The sequence below is a fragment of the Sorangium sp. So ce385 genome (assembly GCF_051474135.1).
GTDB lineage: Bacteria > Myxococcota_A > Polyangia > Polyangiales > Polyangiaceae > Sorangium > Sorangium cellulosum_D.
In genome coordinates this window covers 11,820,203-11,837,345 of sequence record NZ_CP150337.1, presented here as the reverse complement: position 1 = coordinate 11,837,345, position 17,143 = coordinate 11,820,203, and the positions used below count along the sequence as shown (strand labels likewise).

At 73.9% G+C, this 17,143-nt stretch carries 10 protein-coding genes; 8 read left to right on the top strand and 2 right to left on the bottom strand.

What is annotated here, in order from left to right; all coding sequences use genetic code 11:
- Positions 1-253 precede the first annotated feature (253 nt).
- The gene (locus WME83_RS43315; protein ID WP_437315559.1) at positions 254-1,357 is read left to right on the top strand and encodes a PEGA domain-containing protein; all 1,104 of its coding nucleotides are present in this window, start codon (positions 254-256) and stop codon (positions 1,355-1,357) included.
- 23 nt (positions 1,358-1,380) lie between these two features.
- Positions 1,381-2,310, top strand: coding sequence for a formylglycine-generating enzyme family protein (locus WME83_RS43310; protein WP_437315558.1), 930 nt, complete (start codon positions 1,381-1,383; stop codon positions 2,308-2,310).
- Here WME83_RS43310 and WME83_RS43305 read toward each other — a convergent pair.
- Both WME83_RS43305 and WME83_RS43300 read right to left on the bottom strand, forming a co-directional pair.
- The gene (locus tag WME83_RS43305) at positions 2,280-2,720 is read right to left on the bottom strand and encodes a hypothetical protein (protein ID WP_437315557.1); all 441 of its coding nucleotides are present in this window, start codon (positions 2,718-2,720) and stop codon (positions 2,280-2,282) included. The two genes, WME83_RS43310 and WME83_RS43305, sit on opposite strands and share 31 nt — an antisense overlap.
- Positions 2,721-3,089: 369 nt before the next feature.
- Positions 3,090-3,398: a DUF6968 family protein gene (locus WME83_RS43300; protein WP_437315556.1), complete on the bottom strand. Its 309-nt coding sequence runs from the start codon at positions 3,396-3,398 to the stop codon at positions 3,090-3,092.
- 1,108 nt (positions 3,399-4,506) lie between these two features.
- Here WME83_RS43300 and WME83_RS43295 point away from each other — a divergent pair.
- The 6 genes from WME83_RS43295 to WME83_RS43270 all read left to right on the top strand — a co-directional run bounded on the left by WME83_RS43295 (position 4,507) and on the right by WME83_RS43270 (position 17,067).
- Positions 4,507-5,424: a hypothetical protein gene (locus WME83_RS43295; RefSeq protein ID WP_437315555.1), complete on the top strand. Its 918-nt coding sequence runs from the start codon at positions 4,507-4,509 to the stop codon at positions 5,422-5,424.
- A gap of 165 nt (positions 5,425-5,589) precedes the next feature.
- Positions 5,590-10,998: a hypothetical protein gene (locus WME83_RS43290; protein WP_437315554.1), complete on the top strand. Its 5,409-nt coding sequence runs from the start codon at positions 5,590-5,592 to the stop codon at positions 10,996-10,998.
- A gap of 757 nt (positions 10,999-11,755) precedes the next feature.
- A complete protein-coding gene (locus tag WME83_RS43285; protein ID WP_437315553.1) occupies positions 11,756-12,754 on the top strand; it encodes a hypothetical protein in 999 nt (332 codons plus the stop codon).
- Positions 12,744-13,928 carry an alpha/beta hydrolase family esterase gene (locus tag WME83_RS43280; RefSeq protein WP_437315552.1) on the top strand — a complete coding sequence of 395 codons (1,185 nt, stop codon included), beginning with the start codon at positions 12,744-12,746 and terminating at the stop codon, positions 13,926-13,928. Before WME83_RS43285 ends, WME83_RS43280 begins: the two co-directional genes overlap by 11 nt.
- A 327-nt stretch (positions 13,929-14,255) precedes the next feature.
- Positions 14,256-15,488 (top strand): GDSL-type esterase/lipase family protein, encoded by a 1,233-nt coding sequence (locus WME83_RS43275; protein WP_437315551.1) that lies wholly within the window; start codon positions 14,256-14,258, stop codon positions 15,486-15,488.
- 1,006 nt (positions 15,489-16,494) lie between these two features.
- Positions 16,495-17,067: a hypothetical protein gene (locus WME83_RS43270; RefSeq protein ID WP_437315550.1), complete on the top strand. Its 573-nt coding sequence runs from the start codon at positions 16,495-16,497 to the stop codon at positions 17,065-17,067.
- Positions 17,068-17,143 lie beyond the last annotated feature (76 nt).

Below are 17,143 nucleotides of genomic sequence, written 5' to 3'. Positions count from 1 at the left end.
GTGCTTTCTGGCGCCGGACGCCGCGACCGTCGTGTGGACCTGCGCCCGTGGACCGCGCGCGAGGTGGTGGGCACGCTGCTTGCCGTCGTTCGTGGCAGCGGCAGCGGCGGCGGGAACCGGATAGCGGGGCACCGCAGCGGGCTCTTCGCGTCGAGCGACGCCTCGCTGGATCTTGCCAGGTTGGTCGTCCGTCAGGTTTTGTTGTAGGGTCTCCCCGCGCGGCCCCGGGGTCGTCGCAGCGGAACGAGCACACATGGCGGAAACGACAACGCGCCCGCTCGGGAAAGGCCACCTCGCGGCGCCGAGGTTCCAGATCGCCGACTCCCGCCGTGGCGCGGGGCTCGCGCTTGGCAGGAGGGCTGTCGTCGGGCTCGCGTCGGCCGCGGCGGTCGTGCTCTGCGGCGCGGCGGCGGGCGCGCAGGAGCCGGCGCGCGACCCGGTGGCCGCCGAGGCGCTCTTCAAGGCCGCGCGCGCGCTGGTCGACAAGGGCGATTACGCGGCGGGGTGCCCGAAGTTCGAGGCGAGCCTCGCGCTCAACCCCTCGGCGAGCACGATGATCAACATCGCGCGATGCCACGAGCGCGACGGCAAGCTCGCGACCGCGTGGCACGATTACAATCGAGCCCTGGTCCTGAACCGCGAGACGGCGGGGGAGCAGCGGAGGCGGAGCCTCGAGCAGATCGCGCAGAAGGAGATCGCGGCCCTCGAGCCGCGCGTGCCGAAGCTCCGCATCGTGGTCGAGGGCGCGCCCGCGGGCGTCGAGGTGCAGCGCGACGGCACGGCGCTCCCGGCGGCCGCGCTGGGCGAGCCGCTGCCGATCGATCCAGGCCCGCACGAGATCCGCGCGAGCGCCCCGGGGCACGAGACGGAGACCCGCGCGATCACGATGGCGGAGGGCCAGACGGAGACGGTCGAGCTCACGCTGCGGCCGGCGGCCGCCGCCGGGGCTGGAGCCGCGGCGGCGCCTGCGAAGGCGGACGAGGCGCCGGGCGGGGGCGGCGTCCCGGCGTGGGCGTGGGTCTCGGGGGCCGCCGGCATCGCGCTCGTGGGCGCGTCGGTCGGGTTTTTGATCGACGATCTGTCGGCGATCGGGGCATTGCGCGACAACTGCCGCGAGGTCCCGGGCGGGACGTACTGCAACCCCGGCTATGACTTCGCGGCCGACAACGCGCGCAAGAACCGCGATGTCGGCCTGTTCGCCGGCCTCGGCGGCGCGGGGCTCGTCGCGCTGGGGGTAGCGGTGTACGGGATCGTCGGGGCGAGCGGCGAGAAGGAGCCAGCGCGGGCGCAGGGCGCCGTCGCGCTGCCGTGGATCGCGCCGTCCGGCGCGGGCGCCAGCATCTCCGGGAGCTTCTGATGCGCACAGGGGAGAGCGTGCGAATGCATTTTCATAGGCCTCTCGCCGCGGTCGCGATCTCGCTGGCCGCCGGGGGCGCGTGCATCCCTGACGTGGAGCCCAACGTGTTCGTGCTGCCGCGCTGCGAGCAGGTCGCGCCCACCTGCGGACCGGAGGCCAAGGAGAGCTGCTGTGCGGAGGGCGAGGTGGTGGGCGGCCAGTTCAACCGCCTGAACGACGCGAGCTATCCGGCCACGGTGGCCGATTTCCACCTCGATCGCTTCGAGGTGACGGTGGGGCGGTTCCGGCAGTTCGTCGAGGGATATCCGGCGACGAAGCCGAAGGCGGGCGCGGGCGCGCACCCGCTCATCGAGGGCAGCGGCTGGGATCCGGCGTGGGACGCGAGCTTGCCCGCGGGCAAGGACGAGCTGCGGGCCTCGCTGCAATGCGACGCCAACTTCCGGACGTGGACCGACGAGCCCACCGGCAACGAGGCGGCGCCCATCAACTGCGTAAGCTGGTATCTCGCGTTCGCGTTCTGCGCGTGGGACGAGGGCCGGCTGCCTACAGAAGCGGAGTGGAACTACGCCGCCGTCGGGGGGAACCAGCACCGCGCGTATCCGTGGGGAGAGGAGGCCCCGAGCGAGGAGCTGGCCGTGTACGGCTGCGAGACCACGACGACGGTGTGCCCGATACCGCCCGTCGGGTCCAAGTCCCCGGCGGGCGACGGGGTGTGGGGTCAGGCCGACCTTTCGGGGAGCCTGTTCGAGTGGGTCCTCGACTACCACGCCGATCTCGCGCTGACCGGGAGCTGCGTCAACTGCGCGGCCCTGAGCGACGGCGGCTTCGGGAGGGGCTCCCGCGGAGGGGCGTTCTCTCACGGCGAGGAGACGCTCAGCCCGACGTACCGCATCGGCGAGCTGCCGGAGAGGACGTTGTCCTTTTACGGTATGCGTTGCGCGCGGGACGAGTAGCCAGCTGGCGGCGCCACGGCCTGACCAAACGGCTGCATGCCATTGAACGCGGGAGAGAGCGCAAAGGCGCTCGCGAACTCCGCGCCCGCTGCGCGGTCGCTCTGCTGCGCGTGAAGCCCGACGGAGAGCTCCTCGGGCCAGAAGGTTTCTATCGCGCCCGTGTCGAGCCGCACCCCGATCCTAGGGTCCGCGGGGTACGACTGCCCGCATTCCGTGTCGTAACTCAGATAGACCACTGTGCGGGCCGAACCGATGAAGCGGGCCACGTCGTGAATCTCTCGGTCCACAGCGTCGACCACATGGACCGTCTCCCTCGGCTGGAATGGCGCGCCTGGCACGAGCTCGGTGATCCGCCCGGTACCCGGGGCTTGCTCCTCGTCCATGGCGAGGTCGTGGCGCGAGCGCGGCATGGAAGCGCACGTCCGAAGTGCGTCGGCGTCGCGCTACATGGCGCCCGAGCAGATGCGCCGCTCGAGGTGGACATGGGCGAACTCGGGGCGCGCCGGCGTCGAGGTCCACCTGGTCGAGCTCGGGAGCAGCGCGGCCGCGTCGAGGTCCTACGGGCCGCGACCGCGGAGCGGCCACGGGTCGAGGTGGACGCCGCCGAGCTCGGGGGCGTCGCCGGGTTGGCGTCGAGGTCCACTTGGTCGAGCTCGGGAGCGGCGGCCGGCGCTGATCTTCGCGCCCCGTGCGCTCGCCTGGGGGCGCCGCGTCGAGCTCGGGGCTGAGCGCGCGATCCGCGCTTCAGGGCACCGGGATCACGACGCAGACAGCCCAGCTCACGCGTTCGTCAGGCTGATCTCTGGGAACCCGGTCCATGCCTCGTCGAACCACGAGAGCTGACCATTTCCTTCATAACTGCTGAGCATCGCCGGAATCAAGTGGAGCGCGCCGTACAGCGCCTGGAAAGCATCGATGCCGACTCCGTGGGTCTTATGTGCTTCCCCCGCTCCAGCGACTTCCACGTCAGCTTCCCAGCACAGAGCGGACGGCCTGTACTCGGGTGCCCACAGCCGCACCCGGATGCGTTCTTTGGTCCCGCTCGGAAGTGTCAGACTGATGGTACGTTCCGCGATCACGTCCGGCATGCCCCACCAGCTAGCGCGCTCGTCGGCGATGTCAAGCGACTGAGCTCAACAGGCGCTCAGGCACTTCTTCTGCCCGTTTTGACGCGCCTGTTCGCAGATGCTTCTCATGAACATGGGCGCGCGCTCGTCACAGTAAAGCTCCCATCGCGTCGACAGCGCGAAGCATGCAGTAGGGCAACTGGAAGGGCACTTTCTATAGGCCAGGGCTCGCCCTTGGTTGCTCTCTGAAAAACAGTGAACCATTTGCGGTCGCGTAAAGAATACTTCCAACGCTGATCCGCACATGAGCCTCCAGATGTCAACCCCCTTGTCTACCGCATTTTTGCACCTTTCTACTGCTGTGAACGACTCGCCAGACTCCAGGGTCTCCTCGTCCAACACGGCGTCCGATCCAGGTGTCGGGTCAACCGCACACGAAGGGATGGAACAGTAAATGAGAGCGGCGGCGATGGTGTTGAGTGTTCGCATGCCACCCCTGTTGCGACCGGCATGCCGGGCTCAAGTGTGCTGCCTCGAGCCGCGCTCCCCTCTTCCGAACGAGAAACCAAAGGCTTTAGCGCAGGAACAGGCAGCGTCAGGGGTACATCGGACAGGGCCAGCAGGCAGCCAGGCCACCTCATCCTCATCGCTGAGATCGCCGGACGGCGCGCCTGTGGCAGATGAGAATCAGGAGCATCGGCGAACCGACCGCTGCCAGCCTGGGGGCGGTCAGACCGCTCGCGGGCGCGGGTATCGATGCCGGAAGGGCGGTCGGACCGCTCGCGGGCGCGTGGTATCGATGCCGGAAGGGCGGTCGGACCGCTCGCGGGCGCGTGGTATCGATGCCGGAAGGGCGGTCGGACCGCTCACGGGCGCGTGGTATCGATGCCGGAAGGGCGGTCGGACCGCTCGCGGGCGCGTGGTATCGATGCCGGAAGGGCGGGCGAACCGCTCCCCGATCCCTGGATCGATGTCGGAGGGGCGCTCCGACCGGTTCGCCGAGGCCGTTCGCGGTCCAGGAGGGCGGTCGGACCGGTCGAGAGTGCCCCTGCGCCTCGCGGCAGACCGATGCCGCAGCCGGCCGTCGGAAACGGTGATGCATCCTCGTGCATGCCCGGAATCCACGGGCATGCGACCCAAGTATCCCATTCAGCCGCCCGAGATCCTGTCCTGCCCCACGGCGTCGGCACAGCTGCCGCCGCTCGCCCCGGCCCCGGGCAATCCTACCCCCGCGCCCGCCACGGCATCTCCGCCTCCCCCGGACCCCGCCGCGCCGGACCTCCCCGCGACGCGCTCCGACCCGCGCGGGCCGTTCCGCGCCGCTCAGGTCCGGCCCGGCGACCCGTACGAGCTCTCCCATGGACACCCCATCTTCTGCCTGCCCAGCGGCGGGCGCGCCTCGAGCGCCCACCTGCTCGGCGGCGCGGTCGTCGCCTGGGATCCCGCCGTCCGCGAGGCCGGCATCGGTACCGGCTACAGCCCTGCGCCCGAGCTGCTCCGCGCGCCGCACGTGGCCGTGGGCAACGTGCCCGATACCCCGGGGTGGGCGCCGGGCGCGCCGGCGCTGGCCATCGCGTACGCCGACCTCGGCGAGGACGAGGCGCGCCTCACGCAGAAGATCCACGACCTCCTGGCCGCCGGGACGCGCTGGGTCTGGGTCGTCCGCCTCGAAGCCCCGCGCCACGTCGAGGTGCACGCGCCCGGCGCGCCGCCGCGGCGCGCGCTCCCGGGAGAGCTGCTGCAGGCGCCCGGCGTGCTGCAGAACCCGCTCCACGTCGAGGCGCTCTACGATCGCGCCGCGGCGCAGCAGGCCGCCCTCGCCAACCTGCTGCAGCGCGAGGGCCACGCGAGCCTCTCGTCGCTCCGCGAGAGAAGCCTCCGCGAGGGCCGCGAGGAGGGGCTCCAGCAGGGCGTGAGGGACGTGTGCGAGGTGCTCGGCATCACGCTCTCGCCCGACGACGAGGCGTCGCTCCTCGAGCTCGACGCGGCGGCGCTCGCAGCGCTGCTGGAGCGCCTGAAGCGCGAGCGGCGCTGGCCCCCGCCGTAGGCCCCGGAGCGCCGCCCCTGCGGCCGCTGCGGCCCGCCCCGCCGCCACGAGGGCCGCCGCGCGCGGCTCGCCGATCGCGCGCTTGCGCTCGACGCCGGAAATCGGTTAGCCCGATACCTCACGCCGCACGGGGCGCACGGTGGGCATGGTGCAAGGGTAATGGCCGTGGATCTCGACGCCTTGGCCGCGTCCGCTGCCCGCCGCGCGCTGCTCGGCGCGGCCCTCGCCCTCGCCCTCGGCGTGGCCCCCGGCGCCCCGGGCGCGCGCGAGGCCGCGGCCGCAGAGGCGCTCGCCTGGGTGCCGCCGGACAGCGCGCGGGTCGTCTCGTGGAGCAACGGTCCGCAGCAGGGCGCGCCGGCTCCAGAGGGGACGCCCCCCGCGCCCATCGCCGCCGATCCGACCGCGCCGATCGCGCTCACCGCGGGGCAGCTGCTCCTCGTGCCCGTGGAGCCCGGCGACCGGCTGGAGGTGCGCGGCGAGGTCGCGGGCATCGGCCTCGGCTCGGGCGTCGGGGACACGCCCGACGCGATCACGTGGATGCCGCTGCCCCCGCTCAAGGAGGGCGCGCGCGACGTCGCGGTGCCGGCCTGGTCGAGCGCGCGCTTCGTCGCCGTGCGCGCGGCCGTACCGCGCGGCGCGGAGAGCGCGCCGGTCGCGGTGCGGGTCGCCGCGCGGGAGAGCGCGCCGCTCGCCTGGTACCGCCTCGACGAGGACGTCGCCGCGTGGCTCGGCGGCCGCGCGCCCGCGCCGGCCACCGCGCCGGGCGAGGCCGCCGCGCTGCTCCGGTGGGTCGACGCCGCGCGCGCCGCGCTGTCCGCGCCGGGCGCCTCCGGCGCGAAGGCCGCGCCGAGGGCTGCAGGGGCACCCGCCGCGCCGACCTCCGCGCCCCTCGCGCCCGCCGCGGCCGCATGGCTCACCGCGCGCTACCTCGAGGAATCGCTGCTCCTCCGGCCGCTCATCGAGCCGTACTTCGTCGCGCGGGAGGTCGAGCTGCGCGGAGGCCGCGAAGGCCCCGATCTCCCGGCCCTCGAGCGCGCCACGCCCTGGCGCTCGCTCGGGGCCGGCGGGCGGCTCGGGCTCCACGCGCCCGGCGCGGACGTGCTGCGCATCGCCCTCCGGCCGCGCGCCTACGGCGCGACGCGCGTCGTGGTCCGCGCCGGCGGCGCCGTCGTGCGCGAGCTCGCGTGGCGCACCGGCGCCCGGCTCGCGGACGCCGCGCGCTGGCGAGAGCCGCGGTGGATCCGGGTGCCGCTCCCGGTCGACGCGCGCGCGGCGACCGTCGAGGTCGTCGAGGGGGAGATCGCCGTCGCCGCCAGCGGCTACCGGCAGCGCGCCGGCGTCGCCGAGCTCCTCGCGCCGCAGCGCGACCGCGCCGCGCTGCTCGATCGCGCCGCGCAGCGCGATCCGGCCGGCGATCGCGCGCCGGCCCACGCCGAGGCGCCGCGGCTCCTCGCCGCCGCCGATCGGGCCGCCGCGCCGGGCGCCGCGAAGGCCGCGGTCGACCTCGCGGCCCGGCCGGCCGTGCCGCCGCCGCTGCGGGCGCTCCTCCTCGCCGAGGCCGTCCGGTGGGCGCCCTCCCCCGGCGCGGCGTTCGCGCGCGCAGCGCAGGCCTATGCGGCGGCGCAGGCCGTGCCGGCGGCGACCGCCGTTCCCCTGCAGCGCGCCGTCCTCGCGCGGCTCGCCGCGGCGCGCGCGGACGCCGGCGCCGGGGCTGCGCCCTGGTCGCCGGCCGGCGGCGCGCGGGCGCCCGCCGCCGGCGCGCGGGCACCCGCCGGTGGCGCGCGGGCATCCGCCGCCGGTGCGCCGCCGCGCGATCGCGCTGGCCGCGCGCACCCGGATGACGTCGCGGCCGTGTCCGCGCTCAGCGCGGCCCTCCCGCCGCCGCTCGATGGCCGCCGGCCGGTGGGAGCGCCGCTCGCGGAGCGCTACGCGCTCGGCCACGGCGACATCGGGAGCGCGGCGCCGCTCGCGCGCACCACCTGGGCGCGCGAGGCCCCGTGGGACGCGCTCGACATCCCCGACGGCGTGATCGCGTGGAGCTCGATCGCGCCGCCGCGCGATGCGCCCCCGCCCGGAGGCGCCGGCGCGCCCCCGCCCGCCGCGGAGGACGCGCTCTGCGATGTGAACGCGGAGTCCGGGCTCCGCTGGACGCTCCTCGACACCCCGCGCGCCCGGCTCGAGGTCGAGGCGCCTCCGGACGCCCACGCGCGGGTGCTCCTCCGGAGCGCCGCGAGCGAGGTGGTCCCCGAGTCGTCGGTGCTCATCGACGGCGCGCCGGTCGCGGTGCACGGCGGCGCCGGGCTCACCTCGGTCGTCGCGGTGGCGCCCGGCGTGCGCATCTTCGAGCGGCCGGCGGGCGCGCCGCCGGTGCTCGCGCGCATCCCGCGCAGCGGGCGCGCTCCCTGCGCGTCGCTGCGCGAGATCATGCAGTGGGCCTGGGTCGACGGCGCCGTGACCTTCGCGCTCCCCGACCCGGAGCGCGCCACGGTGGCGCGCGTCGTCCTCGCGCCGGCCGCCGTGATGGGCGAGGCGGCGCGATCGCCCGGTGCGCAAGGCGCCACGGCGCGCGCTCCTCAGGCCGCCGGCGCGCCGCCGGCAGCCGCCGTCGCGCCGCCCGCCGCCGCCGGCGACGCCCGCGTGCTGCGCGTCAGCGTCGGCGCCGCCGTCCACGAGGCCTGGGTGCGCGCGGGCGCCACCGGTGCGATTGAGATCCCGGTCCCCGCCGGCGCCGGCGAGCTGCGCGTCGAGACCGCCGCGCCCGCGCTGCTCCGCGCCGCCGTGCGCCTGCACCCCGCCGCGCCCGCCGAGCCGCGCGTCGTCACGCCGGCGCGCCCGCCGTCCGGCGCGCCCGTCGACGGCACGCTCGAGCAGATCCGGCTCGCCACGCGCGCCCTCCGCAATGCGCCCGCGGCCTCGCGGGCGCGCGCGGCGCTCCGCGCGGAGCGGGCGGCGTCGCTCGAGGCCCTCGGCTTCCCGGCGCTCGCCGCGCTCGATCGCGCCGTCGAGGTCGACCCCGGGGACGCCGGGCAGCTCCCGGGCGCCCCGGCCGCGGGCGCGCCGCCGTCGACCGTGTTCTCCCTGCCGCCGGGCAGCCCGCCGGCGGTCCCGCTCGGCCTGCCCGCGCGCGTGCCGCCGCTGCCGCTGCCCGGCGACCGCGCGCCCCTCGCCACCGCGCGCGCGGCGCGCATCGCCGGCGATCCGCGGCGCGGCGTCGCGCTGCTCGCCGGCCCCGCGGGCGGCAGCTCGGGCGCGGACGCGCTCCTGCTCGGCCTCCTCGCCGAGCGCGCCGGCGAGGCGCGGATCGCCGCCGACGCCTTCACCCGGATCGGGCTCGCCCACCGCTCCTCCGCCGCGCTCGCCCGCGCCGCGAACCTCGCCACCGACGTCGCTGCCGCCGCCCCGGCGCCCGATCGGCGGCTCACCCTGCGCGCCCTCGCGCTCGCCGAGCTCGCCGTGCAGGCGGCCGCCCGCGAGGCTTCCGCGGGCCAGGGCGCCGCGGCCCTCGGGAACGCCGCGCCCGCGGCCTCCGAAAACGCCGCGCCGTCGCCGCCGCTCCAGCTCCCGCCGGCCGCCCTCGCGCGCCTTTCGCCGGTGACCGGCTGGGCCGTGCCGCCGCGCGCCGACGCCACGGCCGGCACGGCCACGCTCGAGATCCGGGCCAGGGCCGAGCGCGATCTGCCGCTCCGCGTGCGGGTGCGGCGCGCGCTCGTCGACGCACCGGAGGCGTCGCTCCTCATCACGGACGGCGCGCGCGCCGAGTTCCGGCTCGACCGGGCCGCGCCGGGCGCGATCGTGCTCGACGGCGCTTGCCGGTCGCTCGACCGCGAGGAGACGCCCTGCGCGTTCTCGATCGCGCTCGACGGCGCGCCGGTCGCGTGCTCCCCGGCGTCCGCGCCGATGGCCGATCGCTGCGTCGTGGAGGTGCCCCGGGGCAGCCACCGCATCGAGGCGCGGCCGCCGGCGGACCGGAGCGTCCTCGGCTGGATCCGCGCGACCGCGGCCGGAGCGGCGCAGCCGTTCTCGGGCCGCGTCCTCTCGACCTGGAACGACATCGATCCGGACCGCCCCCTGGAGCTCGCGTTCGTCGGCCCGACCGTGGTGCGCATCCGCGCCCGCGCCGCCTACGAGTGCGTCGCCTCGCCCCGCGCGCGCGCGGCGCCCGCGGACGATCCGGCCTGCCATCCCGAGGTCGCCGCGGCCACGCCCGCCGGGCAGCTGCGCTTCTCGGTGGCGCCGCTCGACGGCGCGGCCGCGCCCGTCGCCCTCGGCGCGGCGGGCGGCGGTCCCCCCGGCGCGGCCGGCAGCGCCCCGCCCGGCGTGCTGGAGGAGGGAACCCTCGCGCTCGACCCCGCCGAGGATCGCGAGGCGCGCCGCCTGGGCGTCACGCGCGAGCCGTTCTTCTGGCTCGGCGGCGAGGTCGAGTCCCGCGTCGCCGTCCTGGCCGAGGGCCCGCACGTGCTCCGCGTCGCCTCGCCGGGCGGCAGGGCGCTGCTCCGTGTCGAGCTCGCCGTCGCCCACGGCGCGCCCCGGCCGCGCGTGCCGCCGCCCGCGCCGCAGCCGCCGGCGCCGCTCGCGCCCACCGAAGAGCGGCTCCGGCCCGCGCCCCCGGTGGGAGAGGACCCCGACGCCGGGCCGCTCTCCGTCGGTGGCTACGCCCGCCTCGTCGACGCCGAGCTCACGGAGGAAGATCTCCGCCTGCCGCTCCGCTTCCTCGAGCTCGGCGTCGACGTGCACCGCGAGCTCATCGAGCGGCGCGCCTGGGTCGCGGCCGCGGGGTTCGGGCGCCTGCGCGACGGTCCGGAGAGCTTCGGCGCGGAGGCGCGCTTCGACCTCGCCTCGAGCGGCTGGATCCCCGGCGCGGCGCTGAGTGGCCGCGTCGTGTTCCAGCCCGGCGGAAGCGACGCCGTGGGCGGCAGGGCGAGCGCGAGCGCGTTCTGGTCCATCCCGCTGGGCGAGCTCACCCTCTCGCCGTGGGCGGGCTTCACGTACCTCGCGGTCGACGAGTCGCTCCGGGGTTTCCCGGGCGCCGACAAGGACGTCTTCACCCCGTACGCCGCCGAGCACCGGACGCAGGCCGCGCTAGGCGCGCGCCTCAGGCACCGGCCGTTCGTCGACGCGCTCGTCTCGGCGGGCACGTCGCTGCGGCTGAGCCCGTTGCCGTCGACCCTCGATCGCATCGACGCGACGCTCGACCTCGACCTGCTCCCTGGCCGCGGGCTGTTCCCGTGGATCCAGCTCGGCTGGCTCGCGAGTTACCGGCCCGAGAACGAGACGCGCGACGAGGCGTTCCTGCGCGACGCGTTCACCGCGGGGCTCACGTTCTGGAGCTGGCTCTCGCGCGGACACCGCGTCTCGCTGGGCGCGGAGGGGACGTTCCTGTTCGACATCCCGAGCCCGGCAGAGACGTCACCGCGCCTGTCGGCGCTGCTCTTCGCCCGCTACGACTACACCGCCGGCCGCGGCCTGCGCGACTTCCCGCCGCAATCGACGCCGTTCCGCGACCGGCAGGAGGAGGGGAGCGGGCTCATCGAGCGGGAGCGGCCCGCGGTCGAGCCGTCGTGGGAAGACCCATAGAGCCGGGGAGATCGGCCGACGCCGGCGCTCCGCGGCGCCGGCGAGCCGGTGAGCGTGGCACACGCTCCGCGCGCGAGCCCAGCCTCGGAGAAGCCTACGGAAGCGCATGCCGCTCGAGGACGCTCCACGCGAGCTCGGGATCATGAACGAGGTGTAGCTGCCGCAATGCGTGCCGTTCTGAACGGTGCAGAGGACGGTCTCTGCGCCCGTGCCGCACGTTGGATACGTCTCGCAATCCGCGCGCTCGGTCAGCGCTCCAGGCGAGCCGGTGCAGTCGTCGGCGTCGTCACCACAGCAGAGCCCAGCGTTCCACGCGTTGGCGACCGCTGACCGCTCGTGCCGCTCGAGGCGGAGGTCGCTCCGGCACTCCCATCGTCGTCGCTGCCCGGCGACATTCGGCACGCAGCCAGCCAGGACGGGACGACACCGACCATGAGCGCTCCGAGCGCCCAGCGACAACCCCTGCGATTGGACCTCATGGCTATCTCCTCGTGGGACCCTGCTCACCGACGACTCGACGGCTTGGTTGCCGTGCTCTCGCACTTCAGCGATCCGCTCCGCATGAAAAGCGACGCTATCTCAGGTTCCTCCTCCACGTATGGAAGCCGCTTCCCTCACACCACAGCCACCCTGCGGGGCCGCATGGCATGCCGAGCGTCACCCTCCCCGCTCCCGGGGGGCGTCGGGTTTGTCACTCCCCGCTCTATCCTGTGCCGCGCTACTCTGCGGCGACATACGAGGTTTCTCGTCGAGCCTTATGACGGTCGAGCTGATTCACGCCATCGTTCGCCAGACCACCGTTCTCATCGCCCAGCTGGCGACCTCGGGGGGCTGGCGTGCCCCGTTGGCCCAGCTCGCGGACCAGGTGTTCCAGGACCTGGCGATGGAGCTCGAGCGGCAGGGGGTCAGCCGCAAGGTGAGCGCCGACATGTTCGGCATGGGGCTTCGGAGCTACCAGCGCCGGGTCCGTCGCATCACGGAGAGCTCGGTCGAGCGCGGCCGCTCGCTCTGGGAGGCCGTGCTCGACTACATCCGCCGCCGGGGGATCACGCCGCGGGCCGAGATCTTGAGGGCGTTCGCCGCCGAGGACGACGTCCTGCTCCGCGGGGTGCTCTTCGATCTCTGCGAGAGCCGCCTGATCTTCCAGGCGGGGCAGGGGGCTCAGGTGGTGTATCGCGCGGTCTCCGACGACGAGCTCGGCGCGCTCCGGGCGCTCCGCTCCGGCGAGGGCGTGGACGAGCTCGTCTGGGCGATCATCTATCGGGAAGGCCCGCTCACGCGCGACGAGCTGCTCCAGCGGACGCACCTCGAGCGCGCGGAGCTCGACTCCGCCCTGGGGCGCCTCGTGGAATCGGCGCGCATCGAGCGGACCGGAGATGGCGCCGGAGCGACGTACAGCGCCGCGAGCCTCTACGTGCTGCTGGGCTCGCCGGTGGGCTGGGAGGCGGCGATCTTCGATCACTACCAGGCGATGGTGAAGACCATTCTGTGCCGGCTGCGCGAGGATCGCACCGCGCCTGGCCTCGCCGACCGCGTCGGGGGGAGCACCTATACCCTCGACGTGTGGCCCGGCCATCCGTACGAACAGCGGGCCTACGAGACGCTGGGGCGCCTGCGCGCCCAGCTGGTCGAGCTTCGCGAGCAGGTCGAGGCCTTCAACGCGGCGCACGAGACGCCGGACAGGTACACGCAGGTCGTGCTCTACATCGGACAGTGCTTGATCCCGCAGGACCTCGGGGGCGGCGATGAGATCTAGGGTGGTCGCGGCGGCGGGCCTCGTCGCGAGCGCGGTGGTCGCGGCGCTCCTGGCCTCGGCCTGCAGGGACCTGGGCCCGCAAACCGGGAGCGAGACCAACTTTCTCACGAGCTGCGATGCCGGCTGCGGAGACGGCCTCTCCTGCATCTGCGGCGTCTGCACGCGCGCCTGTTCGGCCGAAGGCGAGTGCGCCGCGCTCTCCTCCGGCGCCGAGTGCGTGGCCGTGGCGGCGCGGCCCGCCGAGGCGGCGTGCGCCGCGGCCGAGAGCGCCGCGTTCTGCGATCTCACCTGCAGCGGCGACGCCGACTGCGCGCCGCTCGGCGCGCCGTTCCGCTGCCAGGGCGGCTTCTGCCGGGCGCCCGGCGAAGGCGACGTGGCGGCCGCCTGCCCGGCGACCACGCTCTCGATCGGCGACAACGAGCGCACGGTGACGGTCGGCGACACGACCCGCAGCTACGTCGTTCGCCTCCCTGCGAGCTACACGGGCGCGAGCTCCATGCCGCTGGTCCTCGACTTCCACACGCTCGGCGGGACCTCGGCGGCGGAGGCCGAGGCCTCGGGGTATCGCGAGCTCGCCGAGCGCGAGGGGTTCATCGTCGCGTGGCCGCAGGGCATCGACGGCGCGTGGAACATCGGTCCGTGTTGCACCTCGTCGCGCGACGTCGACGACGTGGCGTTCGCGCGTGCCCTGGTCCAAGAGGTCCAGGCGGAGGCGTGCGTCGACGTCAAGCGCGTCTACGCCGTGGGCGTCGCGAACGGCGGCGGTATGGCCTACCACCTGGCCTGCAACGCGGCGGACGTCTTTGCCGGCGTCGCTCCGAGCGCCTTCGACCTTCTGGCGGAGTCGGAGCAGCCCTGCCAGCCGGCGCGGCCGGTGACCGAGATCTCGTTCCGGGGCACCGCCGACGTGCTGGTCCCCTACGAGGGAGGGGCTCAGCAGGCGCCGAACGGCGCGAACATCACCTTTCTCGGCGCGGTCGGCACCTTCGAGAGATGGGCCGAGCTGAACCGTTGCACGGGCTCACCGAGCGCGGAGGACGAACGCGGCTGCTCGACGTATTCGAGCTGCGCGGGCGGCGTGGAGGTGACGCTGTGCACCGCGCAGGGCGGCGGCACCGCCTGGGGCAGCGCCGAGATCGGGTGGGCCACGCTGAAGCGGCATTCGCTGCCGTGAGCGCGGAACGAACGCACGCCGGTTGACGGCCGGGAGCGGCGCGCGGCGCTCGCCCTCGAGAGGGGATGGCGCTCGCGACGGCTCGCCGTGTCAGGCGGTTCGGTCCGTGCGCTGCCGATCGTCAGGGTGGGTGAATCCGGGGCGTGGTCGGCATGCGGCCGATCCTGACTGGTGCACACCGTCACGATCGATAGAATGTCGACTGGGAATTCTAGACCTCCAACCTGATGGAGCGGCCGAGCTCGCAGGCGTATTTCTGAATTGCTTATCCATCTTTAGCGGAAACCTGCGAATCGATCGGTCCAGACATGGAGAATTTTGATGCGTATGAATCGCTTTCTTGGAGTTGTCTCCCTCTCGTTCGCGTGCAGCCTGCTCGCATGTGCGGTGGAGCCGGGTGCGCTGGAGGAGGACAGCGGCTCCCTCGAGTCCGGGGTGACCAGCCCGGACGGCATGATCGACGCGACGCTCACGATCCAGTCGCAGTGGGGCAGCGGGTACTGCGCGAACGTGACGGTCGCAAACCGGAGCAGCACCGCGGCCACCACGTCGTGGGGCATGGTCGTCGAGCTCGGCGGCACCACCGTGATCAACCTGTGGAACGCGCGCTCCACGCCCTCGGGCGGGCGGCTGAACGTCACCAACGAGGGCTACAACGGCGCGATCGACAAGGGGCAGACAGCGTCGTGGGGGTTCTGCGCGAACGGCACCGGGCGGCCCACCATCGTGTCGGCCAGCAGCACCGGAGGCACGGGAGGCGCGACCACGTCCTCCTCGAGCAGCAGCTCGAGCGCGTCCTCTAGCGCCTCGGCGAGCAGCGGCGCGGGCGGCGCTGGCGCCGGCAGTGGCGCTGGCGGCTCGGGCGGCGACGGCGGCTCGGGTGGCGACGGCGGCGCCACGACAGGAACAGGGGGCTCGAGCGCGTATTCGCCGTGCCCGACGAACGGAGATCCTTGCAAGATCCTGCCGCTGGGCGACTCCATCACGGATGGGGTCGGGGTGTCGGGCGGCGGCGGCTATCGGATCGAGCTGTTCAGGAAGGCGCTGGCCGCCGGCCAGAGCATCACGTTCACGGGCTCTCTGACGAACGGGCCGTCGACGGTCGACGGCGTTCCGTTTCCGCGGAAGCACGAGGGGCACAGCGGCTGGAAGATCAACCAGATCGCGGGCCTCGTGCCGACGCCTTCGATGCAGGAGACACCGCACATCGTGCTGCTCATGGCGGGGACCAACGACGTGACGCAGAGCGACAACCTCGCCATGGCGCCGCAGCGGCTGGGCTCGCTCCTGGACAAGATCTTCGCCGCGGCCCCCAACGCGCTCGTGGTCGTCGCGAAGCTCATTCCGCTCAGCTTCAACAACGCCGCCGTCGTCTCGTACAACAACGCGCTGCCGCCCATCGTGGAAGCCCGGGCGTCGGCGGGGAAGCACGTGGTGCTGGTGGACATGCATACCGGGTTTCCGACATCGGAGCTCGCGGACGGGGTGCACCCGAACGCGGCCGGCTATGCCCGCATGGCGAACCGATGGTACGACGCGATCGGCGACCTGCTGCCGTGAACCGCCGGCGAGCCGGGTCGCCGACGGCCATCGAGCGCTGGCTCGGCGTCACGGCCGCCGCGACCCTGCCGTGAGCCCCCGAGCTCGCCCCGCACGGGGCGGGCGCTGCGCTCGCCGCGCGTGCGGCCCGGCGAGCGCGCTCCGGTTCGCCTACTCGCCGCAGAAGCCGACGGCCTGATTGCCGAGCAGCTGCTGTCCTGCGGCGTTCGCGTGGCAGCTGTCGGCGGTCGTCGCTCGCCCGAGCCGACCGAACGAGCCCGGATAGATCACGTTCAGCGTCCGATCGGCGGCCGCCTGCTGGGAGGCGCGGGTTGAGCACCTTATTGGAAGCTCGCGTGTGCCGGGGAGTGACAGGTGGGGGAGGGGGCGGGGATGACAGGAACGGCCGAAGGGGGGTCAATGGAGTCACCCCGCCTCGGGGGGCAAACATGCCCGGTCAAATAGAACGGATATTGGGGGTGACGCTCCCCTCGGAGGAGCGGGCATCGTGACGGCCTTCGGAGTCGACGAGGGGGATGACAAACTTGTCCAAGGGGGGCGACGGCGATCTCGCCGTCTATTCGCGCGGGTCGCAGCGGCCATAGAACACGGACGGTCGGACGCGAGCCGAGAGCCCTCGCAGGTCCTGGCCGACGCCCCCCAACAGAAGGTGACGACGATGAATTCTCGTGTTCTTTCCCACCGATGGATGGCCCGCTGCGCTCTTGGGATGGCCGCGCTCTGCCTCGGCGCTTGCGGTTCGGAGAGTGACCCGGTCGACGGTTCGGGGTCGGGAGACGCCACAACCGCGACCGCGGGGACGACGGGCACCGGCGGTCCCACGACCGGAGGTTCGACCAGCGCTGGGACAGGTGGAGGCGCCAGCACGGGCGGCACCACCGTCGGCACCACCGGCACCGGTGGAGATGGCACCGGCGGCGCAGGCGCGGGCGGATCCGCGTCGGGGAGCACCGCGAGCACGGGCGGCGCCGGCAGCGCTACCGGAACGGGCGGTGGGGATGACGGCTTGCCCCCGACGGGAGACAACTCCGTCGCGTACACTGGCTGCTCGATGGCCAACAACATCGGCACTGGCTACAAGCGCGTCGGCGGCAGGATCCTGTGGAACGCGGACAACTATCAAACGGGTGCCATGGTGGTCCAGAACTGGACGAACCCGAGCAGCTCTTCTTGGCAGCTCTTCGACCGGAAGATGGCGTCGATCGGAGGGAAGGACGTCGTCAAAGCCATCATGGTCCAGATCTGCATCTTGTCCCAGAGGGCGACCGATCAAGAGCTCCGTGACATGGTCAATGCGGCGCGCCAGCACGTCAACCCGGGCACGCATATCTACATCGTGGGTCAGCCGGTCTACAACGAAGGGCACGACTGCTTCATCGCGGGGGCCGGCGGCGCCGACTGGACCGACATGAAGGCGCAAGAGCTGGCCAACGACCCGACCATCAACGAGAACATGAGCTACCTCGGGAAGTTCATCCTCAACAATGACGCGGGCGAGGTCAGCGACGGCTGCCACGCCAGCAGCCCGAAGGGCGAGAACGCGCTGGGAGAGCAGGCGAAGGCGTTCTTCGGGGGCTGATCGGAGCACAGGCCCAACGGACCGTGCTGCGATGTCGACGGGCGCGCGCCGCGCGTAGAGGCGCGCGCTCCGGTGG

Coding starts and splice junctions, on each gene's coding strand:
- WME83_RS43315 (WP_437315559.1), top strand. CDS start 254: ATGGCGGAAACGACAACGCGCCCGCTCGGGAAAGGCCACCTCGCGGCG.
- WME83_RS43310 (WP_437315558.1), top strand. CDS start 1,381: ATGCATTTTCATAGGCCTCTCGCCGCGGTCGCGATCTCGCTGGCCGCC.
- WME83_RS43305 (WP_437315557.1), bottom strand. CDS start 2,720: ATGCCGCGCTCGCGCCACGACCTCGCCATGGACGAGGAGCAAGCCCCG.
- WME83_RS43300 (WP_437315556.1), bottom strand. CDS start 3,398: ATGCCGGACGTGATCGCGGAACGTACCATCAGTCTGACACTTCCGAGC.
- WME83_RS43295 (WP_437315555.1), top strand. CDS start 4,507: ATGCGACCCAAGTATCCCATTCAGCCGCCCGAGATCCTGTCCTGCCCC.
- WME83_RS43285 (WP_437315553.1), top strand. CDS start 11,756: ATGACGGTCGAGCTGATTCACGCCATCGTTCGCCAGACCACCGTTCTC.
- WME83_RS43280 (WP_437315552.1), top strand. CDS start 12,744: ATGAGATCTAGGGTGGTCGCGGCGGCGGGCCTCGTCGCGAGCGCGGTG.
- WME83_RS43275 (WP_437315551.1), top strand. CDS start 14,256: ATGAATCGCTTTCTTGGAGTTGTCTCCCTCTCGTTCGCGTGCAGCCTG.